This is a genomic window from Brenneria goodwinii, from assembly GCF_002291445.1.
Classification (GTDB): Bacteria; Pseudomonadota; Gammaproteobacteria; order Enterobacterales; family Enterobacteriaceae; genus Brenneria; species Brenneria goodwinii.
The window spans coordinates 5,080,618-5,102,955 of sequence record NZ_CP014137.1; the positions used below are offsets into that span (position 1 = coordinate 5,080,618).

Below are 22,338 nucleotides of genomic sequence, written 5' to 3' on the forward strand. Positions count from 1 at the left end.
TGTAAACCGGGGTTACTGGTTATGCCGGGGTGACAACGAACGGGCTGTTTACGATTTCCACATCCTTGTAATAGATGTTTGAATCCCCGCCATCGACCAGCATAGCGTCAATTATTTTCTTGGCGGCGGCGCGGTTTTGGCGGCCCACGACAAGCGTAGTCGGGTTGATACCCAGCGGCTCACCATCGTCGCGCTTCATACCCTGGAGGAGAACAACGGCCTTTTCGTAGTTCGCTACCGTCAGCGGCGCACGGGAGCCAACGGCGGTTTGCCAAAAGCCGAAACCGACATTGCAACGGCCATCGACGCCATACACGAACTCGTTATTCAAAACAGTGTGGGGATTGTCTAAATCATCCAGTGCGACGAACTTAAACGGACGACGGTTCTGATACAGGATCGGTTTCAGAACCTGCGATTCATCAATTAAGAACCACGGCTCACCGGTATCCGTTGTAATGTCGCCCACGACATTACTGTATGTACTGCCCGCCATGGGATGGTCAGTGTCAAAGAAGTTTTGCCCATCAAAGCAAAGCGAATTGAACCCATTAGACAGCAGCTTAAATGACAGCGTATCCGGGAAAACGCCGACTTTGCGGCCGTATCCCTGCGATACAATGCTGTATTGCCCGATTTGATCATCTTCAATATTTTCCCGCTTCACGCGGATGGAACTTTCCCATGTACGGTTGGTGATGGTGTAACCCTGTTGGCTCAACACTGCGAGCTGGCGTTCGCCGATCCATTCTTTGATTTCTGGCAAGTCGGACAGCCAACCATATGTATTAGATGCTGAACTGCTCGGCACTTCGGTAGCGATGCGTAGGTATTGCGGCTTGACGCCTGCCAACCCGGCGGTAAAGGCGGCACTCAGCGATGTAGTTAGCGCGTGTAAAATCTCGGCGGATGGAGTCGGCATTATTGCTGTTCCTCTTGGTTAGCTTTTGCGGCCAGGAATTGTTCTTTGCTGATGCCCATAGCGCGGCAGGTCGCCAGCTCCACGTCGGTCAGTTCCTGATTTGTTTTGGTCGGATTCGGCTTTTTGGCCTGGTCGCCACTGGCAATCACCGGCGCAACTTTGACGAACTCGGTAAACTGCTTGCGGCCTTCTTCGCTGCGGCACGTTGCCAAGTACATCTCTTTGTTGGCCGGGGCCACTTTCCCTTCCTTGATCGCCAAATCCACCAGGGCTTCGGCTTCATTTTCAGCCTGCGCCTTCAGCTTGCCTTCGGCTTCCGTCGCCCGGTTCAACGCCAGTTGATGCGTCTCCACAGGAATGAACTTGGTCAAATCAGGATTTTCGGCACGGTTCAGCGCCACCTGTTCACTGGTTTTGATTTGCTGGATGGCTTTCACAGCGTCATCAACTGACGCGGTGGCAGACAGTCCCAGCACTGTCACAAGCTGGACAGGGATGGTCATATCGGTGTTCTCCGAGTTAAGGGCTGGTAAATCCAGGTTGGGTTTGTTGGTTAGTCCGACGCTGGACAGGCTGGTCACCTGGCCGTCGGCGGTAAAGTAAAAAGCGGGGCTGTAATACAGGTAATTTTTGCCACGAATAAGGGCTTCGCCGTCGTTATTCCATTCGATGCGGGCATCAATAGAACCGTCATCCCGCAAGCGCAGTGTGTCAATCCAGCCAACTGCCGGGGCATCATCACCCTTTGGGCCTTTCAGTTCGGTTGCGTGCTCCTTATCTATCGGTAATTTCGGATAGACGAAAGACGCATCGATCACATTAGCGGGGTTGCTGTTCACCCACGAACGGCCATCACGGCCGGTGAATTGACCAGCGGGAATGACGGGGAGCCATTCAGGAAGTTTGTCGTTATCAAACCGTGGCAATTCAAAGCACAGGGCCAACAGTTCAAGCTGGGGGTTCATGGTGTCGTCCGTAATCAGGAATACTGACGGACAGTGTGCGATGTGAGGGTAAGAAAGGCGGATTAACCGCCTTCACTCTAACTGGGGGGAGGAACCGCGTTTAAACCATGTTTAAAAACGCACAGAAACGTTTAACAAAATTTCCATGCGCCATCGTATCACAGACGACGATAACGTCACCACGGCGGTTTTATGGAGACTAACAGATAAGGTTATTGGTCGGCATCGAATGCCTGTTGCTTGGCATTGAGCTGGCGCTCAAGCGCGGCCTGGCGATTGATGCCGGGGTTATAGTTCCAGCCTGGATCGATGCCTTCAGGAATTAGCTCTTCTTCACCCGTGCGCTTATTCAGCCACTTCACATTTTTAACCGGCGGTGCCTGTGTCTTCAGCGGCACTTTAGTCCGCGTGACCTGACCTGTCGGCTGGCCGTCTTCATACACCGGGGCGGTGGCCGTGACGCCGTTCTTCACCATTTCGTCATACTCGTATTTGCTGACCTGGCGCAGACTGCATTTACATCCCCATCCGTTTGGGCAGGAATGCGTCAGCCAAAACGGATGTTCTACAGGTAAGCAAGTGTTTGCCCATTTAAGATGATCAACGCGGTGTTCACGTGACGGCCCCAGCGTATACAACAAATACGGCATGGCGCGTTTGGTTCGCTCGATGCGTTGCCATTGGCCAGCGGCGCGGGCGGTACGCATATTGGTGTCGTAGATAGTACGCAAACGCTGGTCGCTGCCGAGCTGTACCAGCTTGTTTTCCCCCGTTAACGGGTCAACCATTTCGCGCACACCCCACCAACCGCGTTTCACCAGTTGCGGCTCTAGCGCTTTCTGGAACTCCCTGAAGGTCTGGCCTTCTTCCAGTGCCTTGGTAAGCATCTCTTTTACGTCGTTAAGCAAATCAAGATTGGTCATCTTGGCAACGGTAAAGGCGGCGCTATGCTCTTCGAGCCAAACGTCGCGATAGTCAAAGCCTGGCTTCAGCTTTTTGGCTTTAAACCAGGCCAGAGACTCTTTTGGGATGATGTCGGGGATTTTATCAGACATGCTTCCTACCGTAATAATAGCCATGGACTTGAGCAAAATACGTATGATGTTTCACCGGCCAGTATTCAGGCCGATGGAAATCAAGCCGCTCACGGCGTACATATTTAGTTCGCATCGGCGGTATCCTTTATCGTCTCGCTAATCCAACTCAGCCCATCGACTTTTTTGAACTGCCGGATAAGGCTGGCAGAACTGGAAAAGTATGGAACCCGGTAAGACATAGATTCATGCAGCGATGGGAAGTTTTTCTTAGCGCTCCGTTTACCGAATCGCTTTTCAATCTCTGCAACACGCTTTGGTGAATAATAGCGTTTCTTCTTCTCGCACCAGAAAAGTTTGGTCATAGGGTTGTAACTATCGCTTTTTTCTAAACCCCAGCCGCCGCGAATTATGCCGTCAAAATAAATGGATAAGACTGTACGGCTTTCACCGTGCCGCTCACGCGTGACAGTAATCACCGTATCATGGTACTTGAACTGAACGCGGCAGAAGTAACCCTGTAATTCCTCTGCTATCAGCGCCCATTGTTCTTTAGTGATATCTGACATCATCCTTCCTCATTCGGTTGGTGATCGCGCAGCCGGGCGACGTATAGCGCTTTTGTTCGACCAGATGATCCACACGCAGTGCAAATCACGGTTGAATATTCGCTGGGAGTATAGTGATACCCGTTAAATGCGGAATGATTGCAGTAGCGCTGCGACACAAACCATTGACGTTCTTCTACCGGCTTCTTACGTTCGGCACATTTACATCTGAAAGATACAGACATCATTCCCCCTGCTGTGTATCAAGCTGAGCGCGGGCCTGCCATACATGCCAGAAGATGGCCTTAAAAAACGCCTCACTTTCATCACTGGCGGCCGAGCTTTTGTCCGGGGAATAGTCCGATGCAAACCACAGTTCAAACGCTTCTTGCTCGTTGATTGGGGATAGTGCGGGACAGTCTTTCTTTGTCTTCACATCCAAAAGTGCTTTTGCTAACTGATGAATTATGTGATTTTCAGGCCACATAACCATTAAACGGGGCAAATGATCAGGATCATTTGCTAACGTAGCCATACGCTTTTTAGTCGAACTCAACATGATTATTCCCCATCAACCGGCGTAAAGGTTTTGCATCCACAGTTCGGACAGCATTTGTCCGTCCATTTGCCGCGTGGGTTCCACTTATCGACCAGTTCGGCCTTATTCAAAACTTTGCGACAACGACGGCATTTAATCTTTTCAGGCATCACTAACATCCCCCAATCCACGCGCCTGGAAACACAGCCGCGCCAGTTGATCAACAAATTCACCGGCGTCCAGGCTGTCTTGCAGCTCCGGCAACCGGGCCAAAAACGATTCATAGCTATCCACTTCATTGGCCAGCGCTAACACAGGATTGGTAAACGCCGTACCGACGCGTTGCCAGTCGCTGATAGCCTCGCCGGTAAGCTGGTCGATATCGTCCGGGGGCGATGTGCGATTGAGCGCGATTTGCTCCCGGTTCATCGCGGGCAACATGGCATAGCTACCCGATTGAGCATTAACCGGCAGCAGAATTTCCGCGCCTTCTTCCGGCTCGGCCAGGCCGAACTTGTCGCGCAGTTCGGACATCTGCACTTTCATGCCCCTGTCAATCAACGGGATCAGCGACTCGACCAGCGCCTTCAGGTCTTCAGGTTCATTGATGCGTAAACAAACGCGCGGATAGTTTTCCTGCACGCCGTAGTTGAGCATGACGAACGGGCGGATCAGGAACTCATTCAGCGTGTTCTCAAGCTGCCGCGCATCCCATTTTGCAATGTCCATGCGAACCTGGTTATGTACGTTCGCCTGGCTCTGGCTGCTGCCGTCGTCCGTTGTCATAGTCTGGCCAAGCACTGCTTTACTGGTCTGTGCATCGCACCATTCCGCCATACCTTCGAAAAGATCGCCGCCGCCCTGGCGGCTGGCGGTTTCTTTCATGTCAATCAGCATTGATTGCGGGATGGCACAACCGGCATCGCTCGCAAGGGACGCAATCGCATCAATCAGGGTCTGGATATCTTGCGGGCTGGCATTCGGCCCATATTTGCCGATGACGATCGGCAGACCGAATTTTTCACCGAACGCCCACCAATCTCGAACAGTAAAGGATTTCAGCATGTACATAACGGCGACCAGCCGCGCCAGGCCGTTACGCAACGGCAAGCCGGATTTCAGACGGGGTTGGTGAATGATGTACTTGTAAGCGGCCAGCGGTTCGCCGTTAAACGGTTCCGCTTCGGTTAACACATGCACCTTGCGCAACGTGTCGGCGTCCATTTTGAGGAAGCGCGGATCAACCCATGAGTAGTCTCGCGGCATCCAGGGAATCGTTGACGTGTCCCACAATATTTCCGCGACGGCGATACCTTTTCCCAGACCATCAAGCAGGTCAAACAACAGCTCGGGGATTTGCGGCCGTTCCATCATGACGCGTACCGCATCCGCCAGTTTGATGTCGTTTTCATCATCGGATGCAGCTTCTACCGTCGGGACGATCCCGGCGACGGTCAGCTTCCGGGTACGCAGAACGCTGGAATAATGGAGATCACGCTCTTCCATCTCTTCGGCCAGGATAAAGTAGTCTAGCGGACTACCATCAGCGGCATTACGCAACACCCCGGCAAGGCGGCGCGGGGTAAGGGTACTGGCGACGCTGATACCGGCATTTGCCCGACGAATGCCCGTAGAACGGGCGCGGGTCTGCTCTTGCTGCAATGCCTCTTTGCTGACCTGAACCGGTTCCCCGGTATCGGGGTGGAGCAACTTACGGATTGCTCCTGTGACTTTATTTAACATTACAACAGCCCTCGTTGATTCTTCAGCCCACGGGTGATCCGCATCTGGCGGCGTTCTTCTCGCTCGTCCGGCCGTTCGGGTTTATTTAAGCGATGCAGCTCGTAGCGGCGGCAATCTTCTTTGCTGGCCAGGAATGCCAGAAAGATGGCATAGGCGCTGTCGCCATGACGTTTATGGCCATCGCTCCCTTTGTTCTCTTTGTCGTCAATGCCCGGTACGCCGCGCAACACGACAATCTGGCCCAGGTCGTTAATGACGTCCTCATGCTTTGGCACCACCAGTTCATCGTCTTCAAATGCGGCTTTGAAGCGCGGCATGTTCTCCCGATAGTGGGCGACGGATGGCATCACCACTTCGACTTCATTGCCGTAGCGTTCGGCGGCTTGCTCTGCCAGATAGTTACCGTTTCCCCGGCCATCAAGTTTGATACCATCGCGGCGCGGCAGACGGTCACAGATGAAGTACAGCGCCTGTTCCTGCTGCTTGTATGGCACGTTGGCCAGTTCGACCAGGAACGGCACCGTGCGGGTAGTGTCATCGTTGACGGTAATGGGCGCGAATACGGTAAGGTGGCCGCTGCGGGCAAAGTCTTCACCCAATGCATGGCGCAGGGTGACGGGTAGCTGATTGAGCACGGTCAATACGGTTTGCTCTAACCACTCTTGCATATCCAGTGCGCGGAGTGATTCAGGGAGTTCGTTGTATTCCGTTGTGCCGGTAAAGCGCAGAACGGGGCCTGTGCCACGGGCTGCACGCTCCCGGATGGAACGCGGTAAATATGTGCCCCCGCCGTTCTTCGGTACGCAGTAATATTCCTCCAGGGCATCTTCCTGGGTAGCGGTATCGCGCAGCAAATCGGCTTTCCACTGCTCTTCCGCTTCCTGGCTCCACTCCCATTTCCTCACCTGGCAAATGCGCTTATACAGACCATCGTTACACGCATCATCGAGGGTGATTGTATGAACGGAATAGCGTTTCTTCCCTGCTAGACTGTCCTGGATCAACTCGTTGAACAGGTTTTCAACGCCATTGTGTGTGCTGATAATCCGAACTTTCGCCCCCCACATCGTCAGCGCCAGAGCGGCTTTAAGCACTTCGGCCAGACGCTCATGGAATGCGGCTTCATCAATCGTGACGTTGCCCTGCATACCACGCAAGTTACTGGGGTTACTTGATAGCGCCTGGACTTTAAAACCGCTGGCAAAGTAGATGACAAAGGTCAGTATGTCCTTACCATCGTCAACCAGGACTTCTTCACAGACGTCTTCGGCCGCCAGGTCATAGGCTTTGGCCCACATTGCCGCCGCGTCAATAAACTCGCGGGCCATCTCTTTATTTGAGCCGACATAGAAGTGGTTAGTGCCGCCCGCCGACTTTGCTTTAGCGGCGGTCAATGACGCATCGGCGGCTTCTGCCCAGGTGAGACCTGTCCGGCGTGATTTTTGGGCAATCTTGAGCGGCGACTCGTCGGCAATCCATCGGCGTTGATAACCGAGGAGGACTTCATTTTCATTGAAGTCCTCCCCGCCGATAATGCCGCTGGCAACGGCGTTTAAACTGGCTAGTAGCATCAGGCAATCCCCAATATCTGTTTCTTGATGTCGGCGACTTTGTCAGCCGATAGCCCTGCTTGCGAGACGATTTTCTCTGTCTGCGCCGCCGCTTCTTCCGCGAACGCCTGGCGGATCTCTTTTTCTCGCTTATGGCTGGCCATCGCTGCCGCCTCAAGGCGTTGAGCGACAAGCGCCAATTGTCCCAAGGCTTTTGGTTCAACGGCTTTCTTGCCTTCTTCTGACTCTTCGGCGAGGGTCATAGACGTCTCAAACGCCAGCGTCTTCACAAACTCCATCAACAATTTACCGACGTCGGTGGTCGGTGACGTTCCCAGCCGAGCAACCCACACATCGGCCATTTCCCGCGATGCCCGGATGCGTGAACCAATCTTTTCCATCCTGCTGGCGTACCGATTGAGGCCCGTGCGGCTCAGTTGCATATCGTCCGGCAGGTTGTGTTCGTCAATCAGTTCGTTAATGGCCTCGCGGATCTGCTCTTGAGTAAATTGTTTATCACGCAGCATCTGATGCAACGCATCACGAATACCGGGCGGCAACAAATCAATCTTTGAAGGACGGCCACGGGTCGGGCGTTCATCAGCCATAATTAACCCCGCGCCCGTGGTTTCTTAACGCCTGGCACCACGGCCAGGCCGCGAGCCACATCGTCACCGCGCCCAGTTATTGCAGCGACAAAGCAACCGGCCACGTCCTCCAGGTCGATAAGCCCTTGCTCTGACAACCAGCTCAAATGGGTACGCACCGCATCACGGGAAACGCGATGGCCGTATGCCAGCAGGCAGGTTTGCAGCACGGATTCGTTGGCGCTATCGCCCGCATCAAGCAGTGAGCGCAAGATAACTAACCGCTGATCGCTATCCAGAATTTCACGCATGGCCATGGCCTCACTTATCCTTTAATTCATTTTCAAGTAACAAATCGCTAATCCGTTGAACCTGCGCCAACTTTGGGGCCAGTGCTTTCAAATCACCCCGCAAGTTGCTCATTTCCAACTGAAGCGCATGAAGCTCTTTTTGATTCGGCATTGATGCAATAACGGTTTCCATTGCTGTTACCCGCGATTTCAGCGTGTCAACTTCCTCACGCTTCACATAAGTCTTTGCCAAAAGAATCATGACCAGGTTTACCCCGGTCATCACCAGCGCCCAAATGATGCCCCAATACTCTTTAATGACTTGCCAGTCCACGCTGAGCCTCCCGCAATTCTCTGATTTCCTGACACGTCACACAGCAAACGGCATCGGGGTGCGCGGCCAGACGTTGGGCGGGAATGTCATCTCCACAGTCATTACAAAAGCCGTATTCAATCGGGGCTTCTTTAATACGGTTTAAATGGGCATTTAACACCCGTTCCCGTTCATCAATTTCCAGCGAACTGGCGCGATCAAAATCATCCATTGCTCAGCGGCACCTTGTGTTTGCTGGATTTGCTATAACGGGCAAAACCGTCAAGCGTTCTGAATCCCAGATATCCCAGGGCCGGGGTACACAGCATCAGCGCGATATCCCAGTCCGGTGCGGGCATTGTCATTACATGCCCGGTGGCTGTGAAAATGGCGGCAATCTGCTGGCCGATGCTCATCATCAGCACATAGCCAATAGAGCTATACAGCGAGAGCCGGGCCATTTTGGGGCGCGTCTGGCGAACATACTCATCCGTCGCGTTATCCCCGTTTCTGATGGTTTCCTGCTGTTCGTGCTGCGCAGCCTGCTGGTCGGCCAACGTGGCCTTTTCCCGTTCGAGCTGGATTTGCTGCAACTGAACTTTCAGGGACTCAAGTTGAACCAGTTGATCCGGGGGAAGATTCGCCAGCGCGTTTTCTAACACGCGCTGTTGGTCTTGCGGATTAACGGCGCTGTTAACGCTCTCAACGATACCGGCAACCGAATCGGCTGTTTTAGCCGCATCGCTGCCGAACCAGCCGCCGACAGTTCGCAGAACGGACGGGCCAGCTTTCAGCAACACACCGGCGATAGATGAAATGGTTATCGGATCCATGGAACTCCCCACACGGTTGCCGTTCTATGTAAAACCAGGCAGGTAAAACCCGCGACCAGGAAAAATAAGGAGCCGTATTCGACACCGACATAAGCCAGGCACAAAAGCCAGGCGGCGCAGAATGTACCGCAACCGATGACGCCCAGGGCGATTTGATACATGAATATGAACGGCTCTTTATCCGGTAAAAGAGCCGGGTGGCCGCGATGATCAAAAAGGATGATTGAGCCGATAAAACAAAGGGTGGTTATCAAACCGCCCGCCAGCCCGTACATGATGATGCCGCTCACCGCGACAGCAATCACTAATGCTGAACAGGCGGCCCAAAACCATTTGCTACTGAATATTTTTTTGACGCTCACGTTGTATTTCCTTGTAACGCTGACATTGAAAAACAATGTCGCGTAGGTCTACAGAGTTCCAACCTTTCATGTAATAACTGGCATGGGTGCCGTCACAGCCCCGGTAATCCGTTGGTTCTGGCTTCGGGCCGTTGGCCATGCGGTGAAGCACCTCGCGGGTGAGGCGATCACGACGGCCACGGCGCATAGACGACTCCCAGCCCTTACCCATGATTAGGCTCGCGCTACCGACGCAGAGCCGCCGACAACCTCCCAAGCGGCATTGGTGACGCTATCGAGGCGGTTGTACCAGCCGTTGAGGTATTTACCCTGGGAGGAATTCGACTTGATGATGTCCGCGTAATAACGCGCACGGCGTAACAGATAGCGGGTCAGCAACCATTCCGGATCGGCACTGATGACCGCCGCTTTGGTCTTCGGGCCGACGATGCCGTCCGCTGTCACGCCAGCGGCGTCTTGCAACAATTGCAGCGCCTTTTTAACGCCATGCTGCACGGCGGAATCAAAGACGATCAAGGAAATGCCATCCGGCCATTCATTGCAGTACGCCGGATACCAGTAGTCGCGGTAGTAAATCTGGCTGGCTTGTTCGAGGGTTAAATCTTTAATACGGACGTCGGGCTTTTTATCGCCGTCAATGTCCGTCATGCCGTCGGCCACACCGTCGCGCAGGTCGGAAACGCCGAATTTGGTTTCGCCGCCTTTATCAGTAGGGTCATTGACATAACCGCCTTCTTTGCCAAGTACAAAAGTAACGGCGTGGGTGAAGGCGGGAGAGGGAAGAAATTGGCTCACTGTTGCACCTCTGAGACACTCGCTGGATAAAAAAATCAGTAGTGTTCATAGTGCGGCAGGCATAAAAAAAGCCGGATTAACCGGCTTCATTGGAAATGGGTGTTTAAACCTTTTTGGCGGAACAGGTTGTTAACATGACTACTCGGTAAATGCTAACCTTCCAGCCATCAATAACCTTTTCAAATTTTTCGTTATGAACCTTATCAAGATTACTTTCACGCATAAAATTGAATGGGTCATCTTTAGCATCTACTGGATCTGAATCATCATCCCATGATACTGGTTCATCATTTTGGGGTTTCGGGTGTATCAATTCAGATATAACTAATAAGCACACGTCCGTAGTGATTCGGCTAAACTCATCACTGTCCGGGTATTTAGGCCCAGATACATATTGCATCTTGATGTTAACTTCATTATCCCTTACAGACGTTTTTATATGTCGATAAACACCGATAAACCCATCATTTTCAGCAAAGGCTGTATCGCCTTTATTATACCAGTCAACAGAATCTACTCGCGCGTATCGTTCCAACAATGCTTTAGCATCTTCTTTGACGGACGGGGGAGCGGCCAAGGCTGAAAACGATACGAAAAGCAATAGCCCAAGAAGTATTTTCCGCATTTTATATCCTTAAAAAAGTGGCATCTGGTGTTTGCGATGCTCAAGTTTTCGCATCCGTTTGATAGCTTTATACACCGTTTTATAGGTAACTTGGTAGCGTTCAACCAGTTCCGGCACATTGTGGCCGTCAAAATCCCGCCAGATTTTCATATCTCTAACCAGGAATTCAAGCACCTGGCCGCGCGGAAAATAGACTTGCATACCGCCGATCTGCTTGCTAATGGCAACCACAAGTTCCAGCGAGTAGCGCGGGTCACAACCCAGCCGTTCCAGTTCAAGGCGCAGCAACGCATTCAGTTCAGCCAGCAATGTCGGGAAACGGGAGCGTTCGCCGTCATCTTCATCAAGATGATCGAGAATACTATCATCCTGTTTATCATCAAACATATCCAGATTATCCGCCATTTTTAGCGCCTCCGTTACGTTCCAGCCACTCTATGCCGCCCGGCAGTTTCGCAACATCCTGGCCAAGGCTATGCATATGCGATAAGTAATCATCCCGGCTTTTTTCCTGGTCTATAACTCGACTGTTCGCATCCTTCTCCCGTGCCGCGACATTGCTGCCCTGGGCAAACAATTGTTCTGACGTGCGATAGACCTCACGTAAATAACTGTGATTGCTGAGCGGTTTTCTGTCCCCGTTGTTGCGCTTGGCCCGGATCCGTTCGACGGTTTCGCTCAATGCGTGGGTCAGTACGCGGCCGGGCTGGTGTTGTTCCAGCACTTCATTAACCAGCTTTACGGCGCGAGAGTTAGACAAGTTCGACTTCTCCGGGCGGAACAGACCGATATACGCCACCATGGCTTTGGCCGCGCCGCCGGGTAATTTAGTTAATACGGTTAGCAGATCCCGCGCGGCATCATCTTCCAGAATGGCGTCAAGATGCAGATCGGAATGGCAAACAGGGCAACGTGCAATTTTCATCGGCGAGCCTCATACAAATTCACAATAACGCTGTAGTCCCGCGATGCTTTACCGTTACTCGGATTAATAACAAAACCTAACCGATCAAGAAGCATGGATTTAAGCATCAACCGTATATGCCATTGCTTGATTGATTCGAGAACGCGGGTAGCTAACGATGGATTCAGCCAACCCAATTCATCAACACCGTGGCCGTTATTTAACGATGCTGTCATACGTTTTACATAAGCATTAAGCGCCGCATCATCGCCATTTTTAACAAAACCGTGCCGGTGCATGGTGATCCAGATGGCGCGGATTTTCGCTATTTCAGCCGTTTTAACTTTCGCTGGCGTCTTTTTAAAACTGCGTTTAAACCCTTTTTCACGCAACGCGGAATAAACACTTTCTAATTCCTTGTGGTTCATTTCGCTGCAACTTGTTTTACCATTGGCAATATTGGCTAACAACGCCCGGTAAGTTTCATCGTCAATTTTCAGCGTTCCTTTTGCGACGTGAATCAGCCTGATTAATTGCGGCTTATCCATAGTTCACCTCGTAATACATTGATTTTGGCGTAAGCCGATACCGACGGGTTTACGCCATATAAATCAGAATGAATATATTGGGTTAATTAATCTGTCGGTTTTAGTGAAGACAATTTCACAAAAAAAGGAGCCAGACTAATTTCCACAATTGCCCCGGACTTTTCAAAATCCCGCGCAACATCTTTGGTTCTTACTACCTTACCGCCCAATTCAGCCGGGCCGATAAGATAGATAAAACGCGAACCGATAGAATATTTCCGGTTAAACTCTTTTGCGTTCATCGTCACACCTTCGCAATATCGAGGTTGATTTGCTGATACTGACCATCCTGTTTGCGCTCATAAATGCGCAGGTACTGGCTGGTGCCGGACACCTGGATAGAGTCAGCGATAGCAGACATAGCGGATTGCCATTCTGGATCGTCGATATCAATCTGGCGCAAGCTAAGCACCTGATTAACATCAATCCGACCTTGTTTGTTCACGCGGAAAGCATGGTTGATGATCGCTTTTATTTTAGGGTCGGCATCGGCTCCCCAGCGAATAACCAAATCATCCAGAATCTTTTTTGCTGCCTGGATGCGCTCATCAAAAACACGATGATCGCCAACCGCGCGGCGCACCTGATAATGGCCGTCAAAGCTGCTCAACAGCACGTTCCCTTTAGCTCCGCCGTATTCAACGCCGTACTCACTGGCAGACAGATCAACAAAGTCGGCGATTTCGGCCATGGACTCAATCTTGAATTCAGCCATTGCCTTACGCTGTTCCTTCGCCTTATTAACGATATTCAGCACAACGTCGTCACGCAGCTTATCGATGGGCTTGATTAAGTCCTCCGGCACCAGATGGCCAAGGGAATTCAGGCGGTAGCCTGCCGGTATAGTTTCTTTATTCATGGTCGTTTCCTCTGGAGACAATACGGTCATACGTTTCTTTTACGCGGCTGGTAAAACGGATTAAGGCATCACAGGCTTCATGCTGGCTATCTGATTCTGGAATGCCTGGAACAAGCAAATCGTCATTGACACGAGAATGACGCGCAATCACATCAATAGCTTCACGCACAGCGCTATCTTGACCACGAATTACAGGTAACGCGCCATCAGGCAATGTTTTCCCAAACTCAATTAAACCGCTGGCCCAGGCGTATGCAATTAATTTCATTTATTTCCCCTTGCATTAATTCAAATAACGCGGTTTTTGGTTAATCGGGATTTCGATTAAATTCTGTGTATTGGCATGATCAACACAAATATCGACTGCATGAGTATGAAATCCTTCCAGCAGTTCCTTATATTTGTGGATAAAATCATGAAATACTGAATCACCTTCAATATCGATACTTGTGGCCATACCTTCCGGCGTGGATGTGACAATCATATTCAACTTCATAACTTGCACTTGTTTATTAGCCATCCTAACCCCCATTACATTTATAAGTTTGTTTCACTTGTTTAGAGAAACAGTACAGTTCGCTATAGGCCGAATGCCTGTTATCGGATTCAGCCATACCCGGAACCAATAACACACCGCTATTTAACTTTCTGGCGTGGCTATTTACTGCTTGACGTAATTTATTGGGTTCCCCCGCTAAAATTAATGTTGCGTAATCAGGTACGTTCTTCCCAAACTCAATAACACCGCTTGCCCAGGCATAGGCAATTAACACGTTGTTTATCTCCAATAGATAATGCAGTCCTGGATCGTTGCCGCCGAAACCACATGATAATGGTGCGCTTTGCGCATCAAATCGGCGTCGGGCGCAAACACTTCAACGATGGGCCGCGAACGGCTGACATTGACATGCTTGATTTCAATATTGCGGCGTTGCAGCCAGCCGAGCGTATTAACCAGTTTTGTCGGGTTGATCATGATGAAAGCCCCTCTAAATCTTTAATAGCGGCACGAATATGGCATTCGGATAACGGCTCGTTTTTACCATGCGCGAACATCGCGGCCAGGCGCAGGGTGTGGGATATCGTTCTTAATGCGCCGGGTTTCTCTGATAACGCATGAATTAACTCACGCTCTGCGTTTTTATTTAAACTCCATGCATCGGCAATAGCGTCTACATCGGCCTTTTTGGTTTTTAGAATGGAAACCTTTTTAGCGATACGGCTAAATAAGCGGGCAAAATCCATATTGCGGCTATTACCACCGGTTAATTTCCCGTAAACCTGATGGTTACCAACCAACGCCAGACCAACGCCGGTCTCTTCCTGCAAAATCCGCAGCTCTTCTAAGACGGAATAATCAAGGTGATCGGCTTCATCAACAATCACAATACCGTTCGTACCGCGCAGTTTACGGCGAATAGCGCGGCCTAACTGGCCGGAACGGCGCGGCGCATCGCCGATCCCCAACTCTAACGCCAGCTCATACAGGCATTCGCTCAGACTGGCGCGGGACGGGGAAACCGTAATCAGCCAGACGTTGGGACGTTCAGTAGCGAACTGTTGCAGGGCGCGCGTTTTACCCACGCCTGAATTGCCGTAAATAACGGTGATGCACTGCGCAAGCTGCGCGTATTGCAACGCATTCCAGATTTGTTTAACCGTGCGTGTAGCAATAAAGTCCGGCGCGGTTGGCATTTCATTGGTGCGGCGCGAGCGGTTATCAAGCCATACAGCGAGTTTCCCAGCCAGTGAGTTATTATCCCCACGGTAGGCATCATTAACAAATTGTGAAAGCTGGCTATTTGAAACCCCGATTTCACGCGCGACGGCGGCATAATTAATATCGGAATTATCAACGGCATTACGTACCGCTGCGCGAACGGTATTAATAGTTTCTTGCTGTTGGTCTAAATCAATTACGTTAGTCATTCTGCTTCTCCGTTAAATATGGTTCTTTTGAAAATCGGTGTATAACTGGCTTACAGCATTGCCAAAGGCTTCTTCTGATTCCTCGTCAATCTCTTCCTCTACTAAATGGCGCTGCATGGTATTACCGGCAGGGCGCAGAATTTCCACCACCCGCGATTCTGGCGGCGCTGGCGGAACGGTATCCGGCATAAGCTCGGCCGCTTCCAGCGCCGACATGCGGCGGGCAGCTTGCGCGGCCTCTTTGGTACGTTTAACAAATTGGGTACGATTACGTTTATGCTCACGCGCCGCCTGGGTATCCCCAAAGCCGGTTTTCTCAATACAGGTTGCTTCACAAATAAAACGGCCATCGAGCGTGTAGCAAAGAACGCTTTGATGCAGGTTTTGCGGGTCGAAACGCACCACGACTTTATTCGGTTTAAGGCCCAGTAAACGCTCGTTAAAGTAACGGTTTTTACGCGCCTGAACCTTGCCGCCCGCTTCCATCACAAACGTACCGGATTCACTGATGCGTACCGCTTCGGCAGGCAACAGCAGCAAACGGCGCTGTTCCGGCGTGGCTTTGCGGATAGTCGCTTGTTGATAGCTTTCTTCAAATGCGTCATCAAACGACATCATGCCCCGGCAGATCTCGGTATTACGGTTCGGGCGACGATTCCAGAACGCGATCCCCTCGGCTAACGCTTTCAGGAAAACATCGGCATCGACCACCCGGTCACCATAATTATCTGGCTTATCCATCGGGTTCGGCCCGGTATGCGCCCCGGCCAACAGCGGATGCTTATCAACCGCTTCACCCAGGCCGCCGTGTGAGAACGCACGTTCAACCGGTTTCGCCTGGCCATGGCCGCGCCCAAACATCACGCTAGTCCAATGCAACTCAATGCCAAGCAGCGGGATGATACCTTTCGGGTCATCATCTTTAACTTTGAAGCGGTAGCGGTTAGGAACGCCGCCCGTTGTCCATTTGTTTGCCGCCGCCATCGTGTTATCGATTGTGAGCTGGCGTGGAATGCCATAGCGTTCAATCATGTCAGACAGAGACAGGCGGATCGAATCGCTGTTTTCGCTGACGTCTGTACGCCATGCCAGAATCTTTCGGGTACGAATATCCTGCCAAATCCATGTTTTTGGCCGCAAAACTTCACCGTTAAACCATTTCACAAACACGTTATGCTGATAACCATCGCCGTTCACCCATTCCATGGCGGCAATATCGGCAACGGTACGTTCCTGACAAGGAAAGAGACGCATGGCGGCGTGTTCGCCCTCACGCAACAGCACCCGCTGTTCAACCGGTATTTCGCGCTCTAGCTTGCGGCGCATAGACGACAGGCTTGGAATCACCCAGGCGTTGGCTTTTGCAGCGTCTTCCAGACGTGCATATACCGTTCTAAGCGCTGGACGTTCCGGGCGCAGATAATCAGCTAGAAAGAAGTCCCACGCCTTCGGATCGCAATCTGCTTCTTTCTTACGGCGGGTTTCGATGTTATGGCCATACTGCCCCAATAGCGACGCAACCCAGTCTTCACGCGCAAACTTACGCGCGGTGTAGTACCAGCGACGCACGGAAGCAACTGATGCATCATGCGTTTCGGCAACAGCATCGAACGCGGTAACAACATCTACGTTAGTGTCGATCAACGCCGCCACGGCCATTACCGCTTCGGTTTTCTTCTGCGCAGCCTGACGTTGCTTCTCAGTTGCGGACTCCCAACGATGCCAAAGGACTTCGCGGCAATATGTGTCCTCATTAACTTTTTTTATTTCATAGGAATGGCCACCTATGTTTACCACACCCGAATGCTTCATAACGGCGGCGCGGGTATAGGATGGTAGGCAGCTAAAATGATATTCCAGAGCCTTAGTACCTTCACGTTTCCGGCACAACTCAGGATTGGACTTAACCAAACGTTCCAAAGTATCTCTGGTTCTTCTGGCCGTTGATGGCATACCAGCCATACCAGCTAATTCATTAGCGCTAAACCATTCCATGATTATCATCCCGCCTTCAGTTTTCTGAGATAGCGGCTGGGCCAAATTTCTTCAGGCTGGACACCAAGCGCCTCCGCAATCAACTGTTCCGCTTTGGGATACGGACGATAAAACGCATTACCCAGCGTTCTAGAGTTTAAACCGGCACTTCTGGACACCTGGGCTAGAGACGTTCCACGCTTTTTAAGAGCGGAAAGGACGTCAGCCCTATGCCAATCACTTCCATCTGAAAGATTTTTCTGCGATGCTATTAAGTTAATCACTAGTAATAACTCCATATCATAAAACCTAGTAATAAGACGATAGGGACAAAAGGGACGCATGTCAACCCAAAAACGTCCGTTTCGTCTTTTTGTTTATTTGGTTTTCATCCCGTACATGACAAGGATCAAGCTGTGAAAAAGACGATAGACATTGAAAAGGACGTCGCGTCCCTTTTTGGTGACAGCAAAAGGACGCCCGAGGTGAATCTCAGCGAGAAATTAAAGAATCCGTGGGTTAGTGCTTCCGATATAGCTGGATTACCAGATGTACCTACGACTGCCCGTAGGGCACGTGACCTATTAAGTAAGGCAACGGCTGATAAGCCATCGTTGAAAAGGAGAAAGGAAGGGACGAAAGCGACGGTATATCACGCATCAGTCTTACCGCTGCAAACTATTCAATACTTGTTGAGCAAGGAGTCATCCCACGGCGAGTGCAAAGAGAATGATGTAAATTATTCAGCGGGAAAAGATAATAATTATCAAAAACATGTTGAATATTCGCTTACTGATTTTTTAGATGAGTTCGCATTAATACCGGGGTATGATGTCCAGGTTTCAACGGGTAATGGGACGTCAGCATTGGATGAACGCCAGCCTTGCCGTCATCTGGCGTTTCGCCGCAAGTGGTTATCCTACCGAGGGTTTAATGAAAAAGACTTGTTGCTGGTATGGGCGAAAGGCGATTCGATGGAACCGACAATTTCCAACAATGACACGCTAGTAGTGAACACAGCGCTAACAAAGCCTGTAGACGGACATATCTACGTCATCCGACAAGATGATACGTTATGGGCTAAGCGCGTACAGGTTCAACCTGGGGCATGGTTACTGATTAGCGACAACAAAGCTGTTTATCCTCCTATCGAGATCAAACGTGAGGATATGGCAAACTTTGAAGTGATAGGCCAGGTGGTTCACATTTCAAAAGATGTAGGGATTTAAACGCGGTTTAAACTCGCAAAAGCGGATTACTGGATTTATCAAACTAAACGAACAATTTTCCAGCTCCGCATTTTTTTCTCATTTTCTCTTTTCCCTGATTTTTCCCGCTATAATCGGGCTATGTTTTCGTTAACCCCTTGAGCCAAGCGGCTTACCGGATCCCGCGAGTTCCCGAAAAATTCCGCCAATTCCCTTATTTCTCTTTTTCATTCTTACTGACCCATAACACCCGCTATTTTGCTCCCTGAACGAACGGCATGGATCATGCCGCCGTGCCTTTTTACAACACTTCCCCGCCATCAATAACCAGGGCCATGCCCATCTTATCGCCGCGCTGACCGCGCTGGAATGAAAGTGGCGTCCCGGCCGCCGCGTAACAATGGGCGCTAGCGCCTATTGGGTATATAATATCCTCATATTTTCGTTCTTTCGTATCTACCGGCTGGAACAGACTATGACACAAGATGAACTGAAGAAAGCAGTTGGCTGGGCGGCGCTTGACTATGTTCGTCCCGATACCATTGTTGGGGTAGGGACTGGCTCGACAGCCGCTCATTTTATCGATGCGCTGGGTTCGATCAAGCACCAGATTCAAGGTGCGGTATCCAGTTCCGATGCCTCTACGGCAAAACTGAAAAGCCTGGGCATCGCGGTTTTTGACTGCAACGAGGTGGACTCGCTGGATGTTTATGTCGATGGCGCGGATGAAATAAACGGGCATATGCAAATGATAAAAGGCGGCGGCGCGGCGCTGACCCGTGAAAAAATCATTGCCGCCATCGCCCGTCAATTCATTTGCATTGTTGATGCGTCAAAACAGGTTGATGTGCTGGGCAGGTTTCCGCTGCCGGTTGAGGTTATTCCGATGGCCCGATCTTACGTTGCCCGCGAGCTGGCGAAAATGGGCGGACAACCGGAATATCGCCAGGGGGTAATCACTGATAACGGCAATATTATTCTCGATGTCCACAATTTGAACATTATGGATGCGGTAGCCGTCGAGAACCATATCAATGGCATTGCCGGTGTCGTGACCGTAGGGCTGTTTGCCAACCGCGGCGCGGATGTCGCGCTGGTGGGAACGCCGGAAGGCGTGAAAACGGTCAAGTAAGGTTATCGTTAGTCCCGGGCGCGCGCCGATTGCCGCGCCTGAAAATTTTTCGTGTAAAATTCCTTGAACTGTTAACAGCTCATTTTTGGTACTTAATATCACTTTTTCTTATTTTTTATATCGTCAATATGGCGATGGGTCTGTTTGGCAACATTTTTTGCCAGAAATTTTGCGTGCGTCGCTAACGCGCAATATGGGGTAGGCAATCGTTTGTATTGCTGACCGCGTAATTTTTGTTATGTTGACAGAGACTGTTTAGCAAACGGTCGTATCTGAAGTCTGAAAATAAGGTCGGGAAATGGCAAAGGTATCACTAGAAAAAGATAAAATTAAGTTTCTGTTAGTTGAAGGTGTGCATCAGAGCGCGTTGGACAATCTGCGTGCCGCCGGTTACACCAATATTGAATACCATAAAGGCGCATTGGAACCGGAAGCGTTGAAAGAATCCATCCGTGATGCCCATTTCATTGGTATTCGTTCTCGTACACATCTGACAGAAGAAGTTTTTGCCGCCGCTGAAAAGTTGATTGCGGTCGGTTGTTTTTGTATCGGTACGAATCAGGTTGAGTTACCGTCCGCGACAAAACGCGGTATTCCGGTATTCAATGCGCCTTTTTCCAACACTCGTTCCGTAGCCGAAATGGTGCTCGGTGAAATGCTGCTTATGCTGCGCGGTATTCCGGCTGCGAATGCCAGGGCGCACCGCGGCGTTTGGAACAAACTGGCCGCCGGTTCCTATGAGGCTCGCGGCAAGAAGCTGGGCATCATTGGTTACGGCCATATCGGTACTCAGTTGGGCATCCTGGCTGAAAGCGTGGGGATGCACGTTTATTTCTACGATATCGAAAGCAAGCTGCCGCTGGGAAATGCGCAACAGGTTCGTCATCTTTCCGATCTGTTGAACATGAGTGATGTGGTCAGCCTGCATGTTCCGGAAACGGATAACACCCAGAATATGATGGGCGCGGAAGAGCTGGCGCTGATGAAGCCGGGTTCAATCCTGATCAACGCGTCACGCGGTACGGTGGTGGATATTCCCGCGCTGTGCGATGCGCTGTCCAGCAAACATATCGTCGGCGCGGCGATTGACGTTTTCCCCAAAGAGCCGGCATCCAACAGCGAGCCGTTCCAGTCTCCGCTATGCGAATTTGATAACGTGCTTTTGACGCCGCATATCGGTGGGTCAACGCAGGAAGCTCAGGAAAATATCGGTGATGAAGTCGCCGGGAAACTGGTTAAATACTCGGACAATGGTTCCACGTTGTCTGCGGTCAACTTCCCCGAAGTTTCGCTGCCGACCCATAGTGAACGTGCCAGCCGCCTGCTGCACATTCACGAAAACCGTCCGGGCGTATTGACTCAGATTAACCACATTTTTGCCGAACAGGGTATCAATATTGCGGCGCAGTATCTGCAGACGTCCGCTGAGATTGGTTATGTGGTTATTGATGTTGAAACTGACGGCGCGCATACGGCGCTGCAACTGATGAAGGCGATCCCAGGCACCATCCGTGCCCGCTTGTTGTACTGATATCGCGTTAACCAGCCCCTGTTCGGGGCTGGTGTTTTCCATCAGAAAGCGATAACCACCTTGCCGCGCATGTGGCCTGCCAGCACTTTATGATGAGCCTGCCGTAGCGTCTCGACGCTCAGTCCCTGCAAGATTTCACTCGCCGTTCCCTGTAACTCTCCCGCATCGACCAACTGCGCGACCTGCTGCAGAATTTTACCCTGCTGAGCGATATCGGGCGTGGTAAACATACTGCGGGTAAACATAAACTCCCAATGTAGGGCGGCGCTTTTAAGCTTCAGGGTATCTTGATCGAGCGGATGCTGATTTTCCACGATAGTGCAAACGTGTCCCAGCGGGGCGATCAGCTTGCTGATTGCCTCCCAATGACCGTCGGTATCATTCAGGCAGAAAATGTAATCCACCTGGCTGATACCTTCTTTTTTCAGCGCTTCAACCAGATTACGGTAATCCACGACCAGGTGCGCGCCCCGCTGACGGCACCATTGCGCCGAATCGGGCTGCGATGCGGTGGCAATGATTTTTACCGGGCTGCGCAAGGCGGCCAGCGAAATCGCCAGTGAACCGACGCCGCCGGCCCCGCCGATGATCAGCAGTGTTTTTTCGCTATCGGCCTGCTGGATTTTCAAATGCTCAAACAGACCTTCCCACGCGGTAAGCGAGGTGAGCGGCAATGCCGCTGCCTGCGGCCAATCCAGCGATGATGGCTTATGCGCCACGATGCGGGCGTCGATCAACTGCTGCGTGCTATTACTGCCGGGGCGGGTAATGTCGCCGGCATACCATACTTCGTCGCCCACGTTGAAATTGCTGACGGCGCTGCCGGTTTTCAGCACTACGCCGCTGGCGTCCCAGCCGAGGATGCGCGGCTGATGTAAACCATTTTTGCACAGGCCGGCGTGTACTTTGGTATCTACCGGGTTAACGGAAACGGCCTTCACCTCAACCAGAAGATCATATTCACCTGGCTCAGGGATCTCCGGCGTGATGCTGATGAAATTTTCAGGATGTTGGGGATCAACAGCTATTGCATGAACGGTCATGTTGGCGCCTCTTGTTGTTTATTGCCGTAGATGTCTTCTTTCTTGTACACAGTGTAGAACGGCGTC

At 51.2% G+C, this 22,338-nt stretch carries 32 protein-coding genes; 3 read left to right on the forward strand and 29 right to left on the reverse strand.

The window, feature by feature from the left end; translation table 11 throughout:
• Nucleotides 1-19: 19 nt before the first annotated feature.
• The 28 genes from ACN28R_RS22520 to ACN28R_RS22655 all read right to left on the reverse strand — a co-directional run bounded on the left by ACN28R_RS22520 (nt 20) and on the right by ACN28R_RS22655 (nt 17,657).
• On the reverse strand, nt 20-922 hold the full coding sequence (locus tag ACN28R_RS22520; protein ID WP_095835529.1) for a Mu-like prophage major head subunit gpT family protein: 903 nt from the start codon (nt 920-922) through the stop codon (nt 20-22).
• Nucleotides 922-1,887, reverse strand: a complete 966-nt coding sequence (locus ACN28R_RS22525) for a phage protease (protein ID WP_095835530.1) — start codon at nt 1,885-1,887, stop codon at nt 922-924. The genes ACN28R_RS22520 and ACN28R_RS22525 overlap by 1 nt, the downstream gene beginning before the upstream one ends.
• A 212-nt stretch (nt 1,888-2,099) precedes the next feature.
• A complete protein-coding gene (locus ACN28R_RS22530; RefSeq protein ID WP_095835531.1) occupies nt 2,100-2,942 on the reverse strand; it encodes a phage head morphogenesis protein in 843 nt (280 codons plus the stop codon).
• Between the two features lie 104 nt (nt 2,943-3,046).
• A complete protein-coding gene (locus tag ACN28R_RS22535) occupies nt 3,047-3,490 on the reverse strand; it encodes a hypothetical protein (protein ID WP_095835532.1) in 444 nt (147 codons plus the stop codon).
• 223 nt (nt 3,491-3,713) lie between these two features.
• Nucleotides 3,714-4,028, reverse strand: a complete 315-nt coding sequence (locus ACN28R_RS22540; RefSeq protein ID WP_095835533.1) for a hypothetical protein — start codon at nt 4,026-4,028, stop codon at nt 3,714-3,716.
• Between the two features lie 141 nt (nt 4,029-4,169).
• The gene (locus tag ACN28R_RS22545; protein ID WP_095835534.1) at nt 4,170-5,750 is read right to left on the reverse strand and encodes a DUF935 domain-containing protein; all 1,581 of its coding nucleotides are present in this window, start codon (nt 5,748-5,750) and stop codon (nt 4,170-4,172) included.
• A complete protein-coding gene (locus ACN28R_RS22550; protein ID WP_095835535.1) occupies nt 5,750-7,321 on the reverse strand; it encodes a hypothetical protein in 1,572 nt (523 codons plus the stop codon). The genes ACN28R_RS22545 and ACN28R_RS22550 overlap by 1 nt, the downstream gene beginning before the upstream one ends.
• Nucleotides 7,321-7,908: a DUF3486 family protein gene (locus ACN28R_RS22555; RefSeq protein WP_183096788.1), complete on the reverse strand. Its 588-nt coding sequence runs from the start codon at nt 7,906-7,908 to the stop codon at nt 7,321-7,323. Before ACN28R_RS22555 ends, ACN28R_RS22550 begins: the two co-directional genes overlap by 1 nt.
• A 2-nt stretch (nt 7,909-7,910) precedes the next feature.
• Nucleotides 7,911-8,198 (reverse strand): VpaChn25_0724 family phage protein, encoded by a 288-nt coding sequence (locus ACN28R_RS22560; protein WP_095835877.1) that lies wholly within the window; start codon nt 8,196-8,198, stop codon nt 7,911-7,913.
• A 10-nt stretch (nt 8,199-8,208) separates the two neighbouring features.
• Nucleotides 8,209-8,511 (reverse strand): DUF2730 family protein, encoded by a 303-nt coding sequence (locus ACN28R_RS22565; protein ID WP_095835537.1) that lies wholly within the window; start codon nt 8,509-8,511, stop codon nt 8,209-8,211.
• On the reverse strand, nt 8,492-8,722 hold the full coding sequence (locus ACN28R_RS22570; RefSeq protein WP_095835538.1) for a TraR/DksA family transcriptional regulator: 231 nt from the start codon (nt 8,720-8,722) through the stop codon (nt 8,492-8,494). The genes ACN28R_RS22565 and ACN28R_RS22570 overlap by 20 nt, the downstream gene beginning before the upstream one ends.
• Nucleotides 8,715-9,323, reverse strand: coding sequence for a hypothetical protein (locus ACN28R_RS22575; RefSeq protein ID WP_095835539.1), 609 nt, complete (start codon nt 9,321-9,323; stop codon nt 8,715-8,717). The genes ACN28R_RS22570 and ACN28R_RS22575 overlap by 8 nt, the downstream gene beginning before the upstream one ends.
• Entirely contained in the window at nt 9,311-9,685 is a 375-nt protein-coding gene (locus ACN28R_RS22580) for a hypothetical protein (protein WP_095835540.1), read from the reverse strand. Before ACN28R_RS22580 ends, ACN28R_RS22575 begins: the two co-directional genes overlap by 13 nt.
• Nucleotides 9,660-9,896, reverse strand: coding sequence for a hypothetical protein (locus ACN28R_RS22585; RefSeq protein WP_095835541.1), 237 nt, complete (start codon nt 9,894-9,896; stop codon nt 9,660-9,662). The genes ACN28R_RS22580 and ACN28R_RS22585 overlap by 26 nt, the downstream gene beginning before the upstream one ends.
• Before the next feature lie 2 nt (nt 9,897-9,898).
• Entirely contained in the window at nt 9,899-10,480 is a 582-nt protein-coding gene (locus ACN28R_RS22590) for a glycoside hydrolase family 108 protein (RefSeq protein ID WP_095835542.1), read from the reverse strand.
• Between the two features lie 103 nt (nt 10,481-10,583).
• Nucleotides 10,584-11,105: a hypothetical protein gene (locus tag ACN28R_RS22595; protein ID WP_095835543.1), complete on the reverse strand. Its 522-nt coding sequence runs from the start codon at nt 11,103-11,105 to the stop codon at nt 10,584-10,586.
• Nucleotides 11,106-11,114: 9 nt separating this feature from the next.
• Entirely contained in the window at nt 11,115-11,510 is a 396-nt protein-coding gene (locus tag ACN28R_RS22600) for a Mor transcription activator family protein (RefSeq protein ID WP_095835544.1), read from the reverse strand.
• Nucleotides 11,500-12,030 (reverse strand): hypothetical protein, encoded by a 531-nt coding sequence (locus tag ACN28R_RS22605; RefSeq protein ID WP_095835545.1) that lies wholly within the window; start codon nt 12,028-12,030, stop codon nt 11,500-11,502. The genes ACN28R_RS22600 and ACN28R_RS22605 overlap by 11 nt, the downstream gene beginning before the upstream one ends.
• Complete coding sequence (locus ACN28R_RS22610; RefSeq protein ID WP_095835546.1) at nt 12,027-12,557, reverse strand: gp16 family protein; 531 nt, start codon at nt 12,555-12,557, stop codon at nt 12,027-12,029. The genes ACN28R_RS22605 and ACN28R_RS22610 overlap by 4 nt, the downstream gene beginning before the upstream one ends.
• A gap of 86 nt (nt 12,558-12,643) precedes the next feature.
• Complete coding sequence (locus ACN28R_RS22615) at nt 12,644-12,838, reverse strand: hypothetical protein (RefSeq protein ID WP_095835547.1); 195 nt, start codon at nt 12,836-12,838, stop codon at nt 12,644-12,646.
• A gap of 2 nt (nt 12,839-12,840) precedes the next feature.
• Nucleotides 12,841-13,455 carry a DUF3164 family protein gene (locus tag ACN28R_RS22620; protein ID WP_095835548.1) on the reverse strand — a complete coding sequence of 205 codons (615 nt, stop codon included), beginning with the start codon at nt 13,453-13,455 and terminating at the stop codon, nt 12,841-12,843.
• Entirely contained in the window at nt 13,448-13,723 is a 276-nt protein-coding gene (locus tag ACN28R_RS22625; RefSeq protein WP_095835549.1) for a host nuclease inhibitor protein, read from the reverse strand. The genes ACN28R_RS22620 and ACN28R_RS22625 overlap by 8 nt, the downstream gene beginning before the upstream one ends.
• 15 nt (nt 13,724-13,738) lie before the next feature.
• Entirely contained in the window at nt 13,739-13,975 is a 237-nt protein-coding gene (locus ACN28R_RS22630; RefSeq protein ID WP_095835550.1) for a hypothetical protein, read from the reverse strand.
• A 1-nt stretch (nt 13,976) separates the two neighbouring features.
• Nucleotides 13,977-14,228 carry a host nuclease inhibitor protein gene (locus ACN28R_RS22635; protein ID WP_145957990.1) on the reverse strand — a complete coding sequence of 84 codons (252 nt, stop codon included), beginning with the start codon at nt 14,226-14,228 and terminating at the stop codon, nt 13,977-13,979.
• A 5-nt stretch (nt 14,229-14,233) separates the two neighbouring features.
• A complete protein-coding gene (locus ACN28R_RS22640) occupies nt 14,234-14,431 on the reverse strand; it encodes a hypothetical protein (protein ID WP_095835551.1) in 198 nt (65 codons plus the stop codon).
• Complete coding sequence (locus ACN28R_RS22645; protein WP_095835552.1) at nt 14,428-15,384, reverse strand: AAA family ATPase; 957 nt, start codon at nt 15,382-15,384, stop codon at nt 14,428-14,430. Before ACN28R_RS22645 ends, ACN28R_RS22640 begins: the two co-directional genes overlap by 4 nt.
• A gap of 12 nt (nt 15,385-15,396) precedes the next feature.
• Nucleotides 15,397-17,388, reverse strand: a complete 1,992-nt coding sequence (locus tag ACN28R_RS22650; RefSeq protein ID WP_095835553.1) for a transposase domain-containing protein — start codon at nt 17,386-17,388, stop codon at nt 15,397-15,399.
• Nucleotides 17,385-17,657, reverse strand: a complete 273-nt coding sequence (locus ACN28R_RS22655) for a helix-turn-helix domain-containing protein (protein WP_183096789.1) — start codon at nt 17,655-17,657, stop codon at nt 17,385-17,387. Before ACN28R_RS22655 ends, ACN28R_RS22650 begins: the two co-directional genes overlap by 4 nt.
• Nucleotides 17,658-17,774: 117 nt before the next feature.
• Between ACN28R_RS22655 and ACN28R_RS22660 the strand changes: the two genes are divergently transcribed.
• The 3 genes from ACN28R_RS22660 to serA all read left to right on the forward strand — a co-directional run bounded on the left by ACN28R_RS22660 (nt 17,775) and on the right by serA (nt 21,229).
• On the forward strand, nt 17,775-18,587 hold the full coding sequence (locus ACN28R_RS22660) for a S24 family peptidase (protein ID WP_220701762.1): 813 nt from the start codon (nt 17,775-17,777) through the stop codon (nt 18,585-18,587).
• Between the two features lie 454 nt (nt 18,588-19,041).
• A complete protein-coding gene (rpiA, locus tag ACN28R_RS22665; protein ID WP_048639791.1) occupies nt 19,042-19,698 on the forward strand; it encodes a ribose-5-phosphate isomerase RpiA in 657 nt (218 codons plus the stop codon).
• 298 nt (nt 19,699-19,996) lie between these two features.
• The gene (serA, locus tag ACN28R_RS22670; protein ID WP_095835554.1) at nt 19,997-21,229 is read left to right on the forward strand and encodes a phosphoglycerate dehydrogenase; all 1,233 of its coding nucleotides are present in this window, start codon (nt 19,997-19,999) and stop codon (nt 21,227-21,229) included.
• A gap of 41 nt (nt 21,230-21,270) precedes the next feature.
• On the opposite strand, the gene ACN28R_RS22675 is transcribed toward serA, so the two are convergent.
• Nucleotides 21,271-22,272 carry a zinc-binding alcohol dehydrogenase family protein gene (locus tag ACN28R_RS22675; protein ID WP_095835555.1) on the reverse strand — a complete coding sequence of 334 codons (1,002 nt, stop codon included), beginning with the start codon at nt 22,270-22,272 and terminating at the stop codon, nt 21,271-21,273.
• Nucleotides 22,273-22,338: the final 66 nt, after the last annotated feature.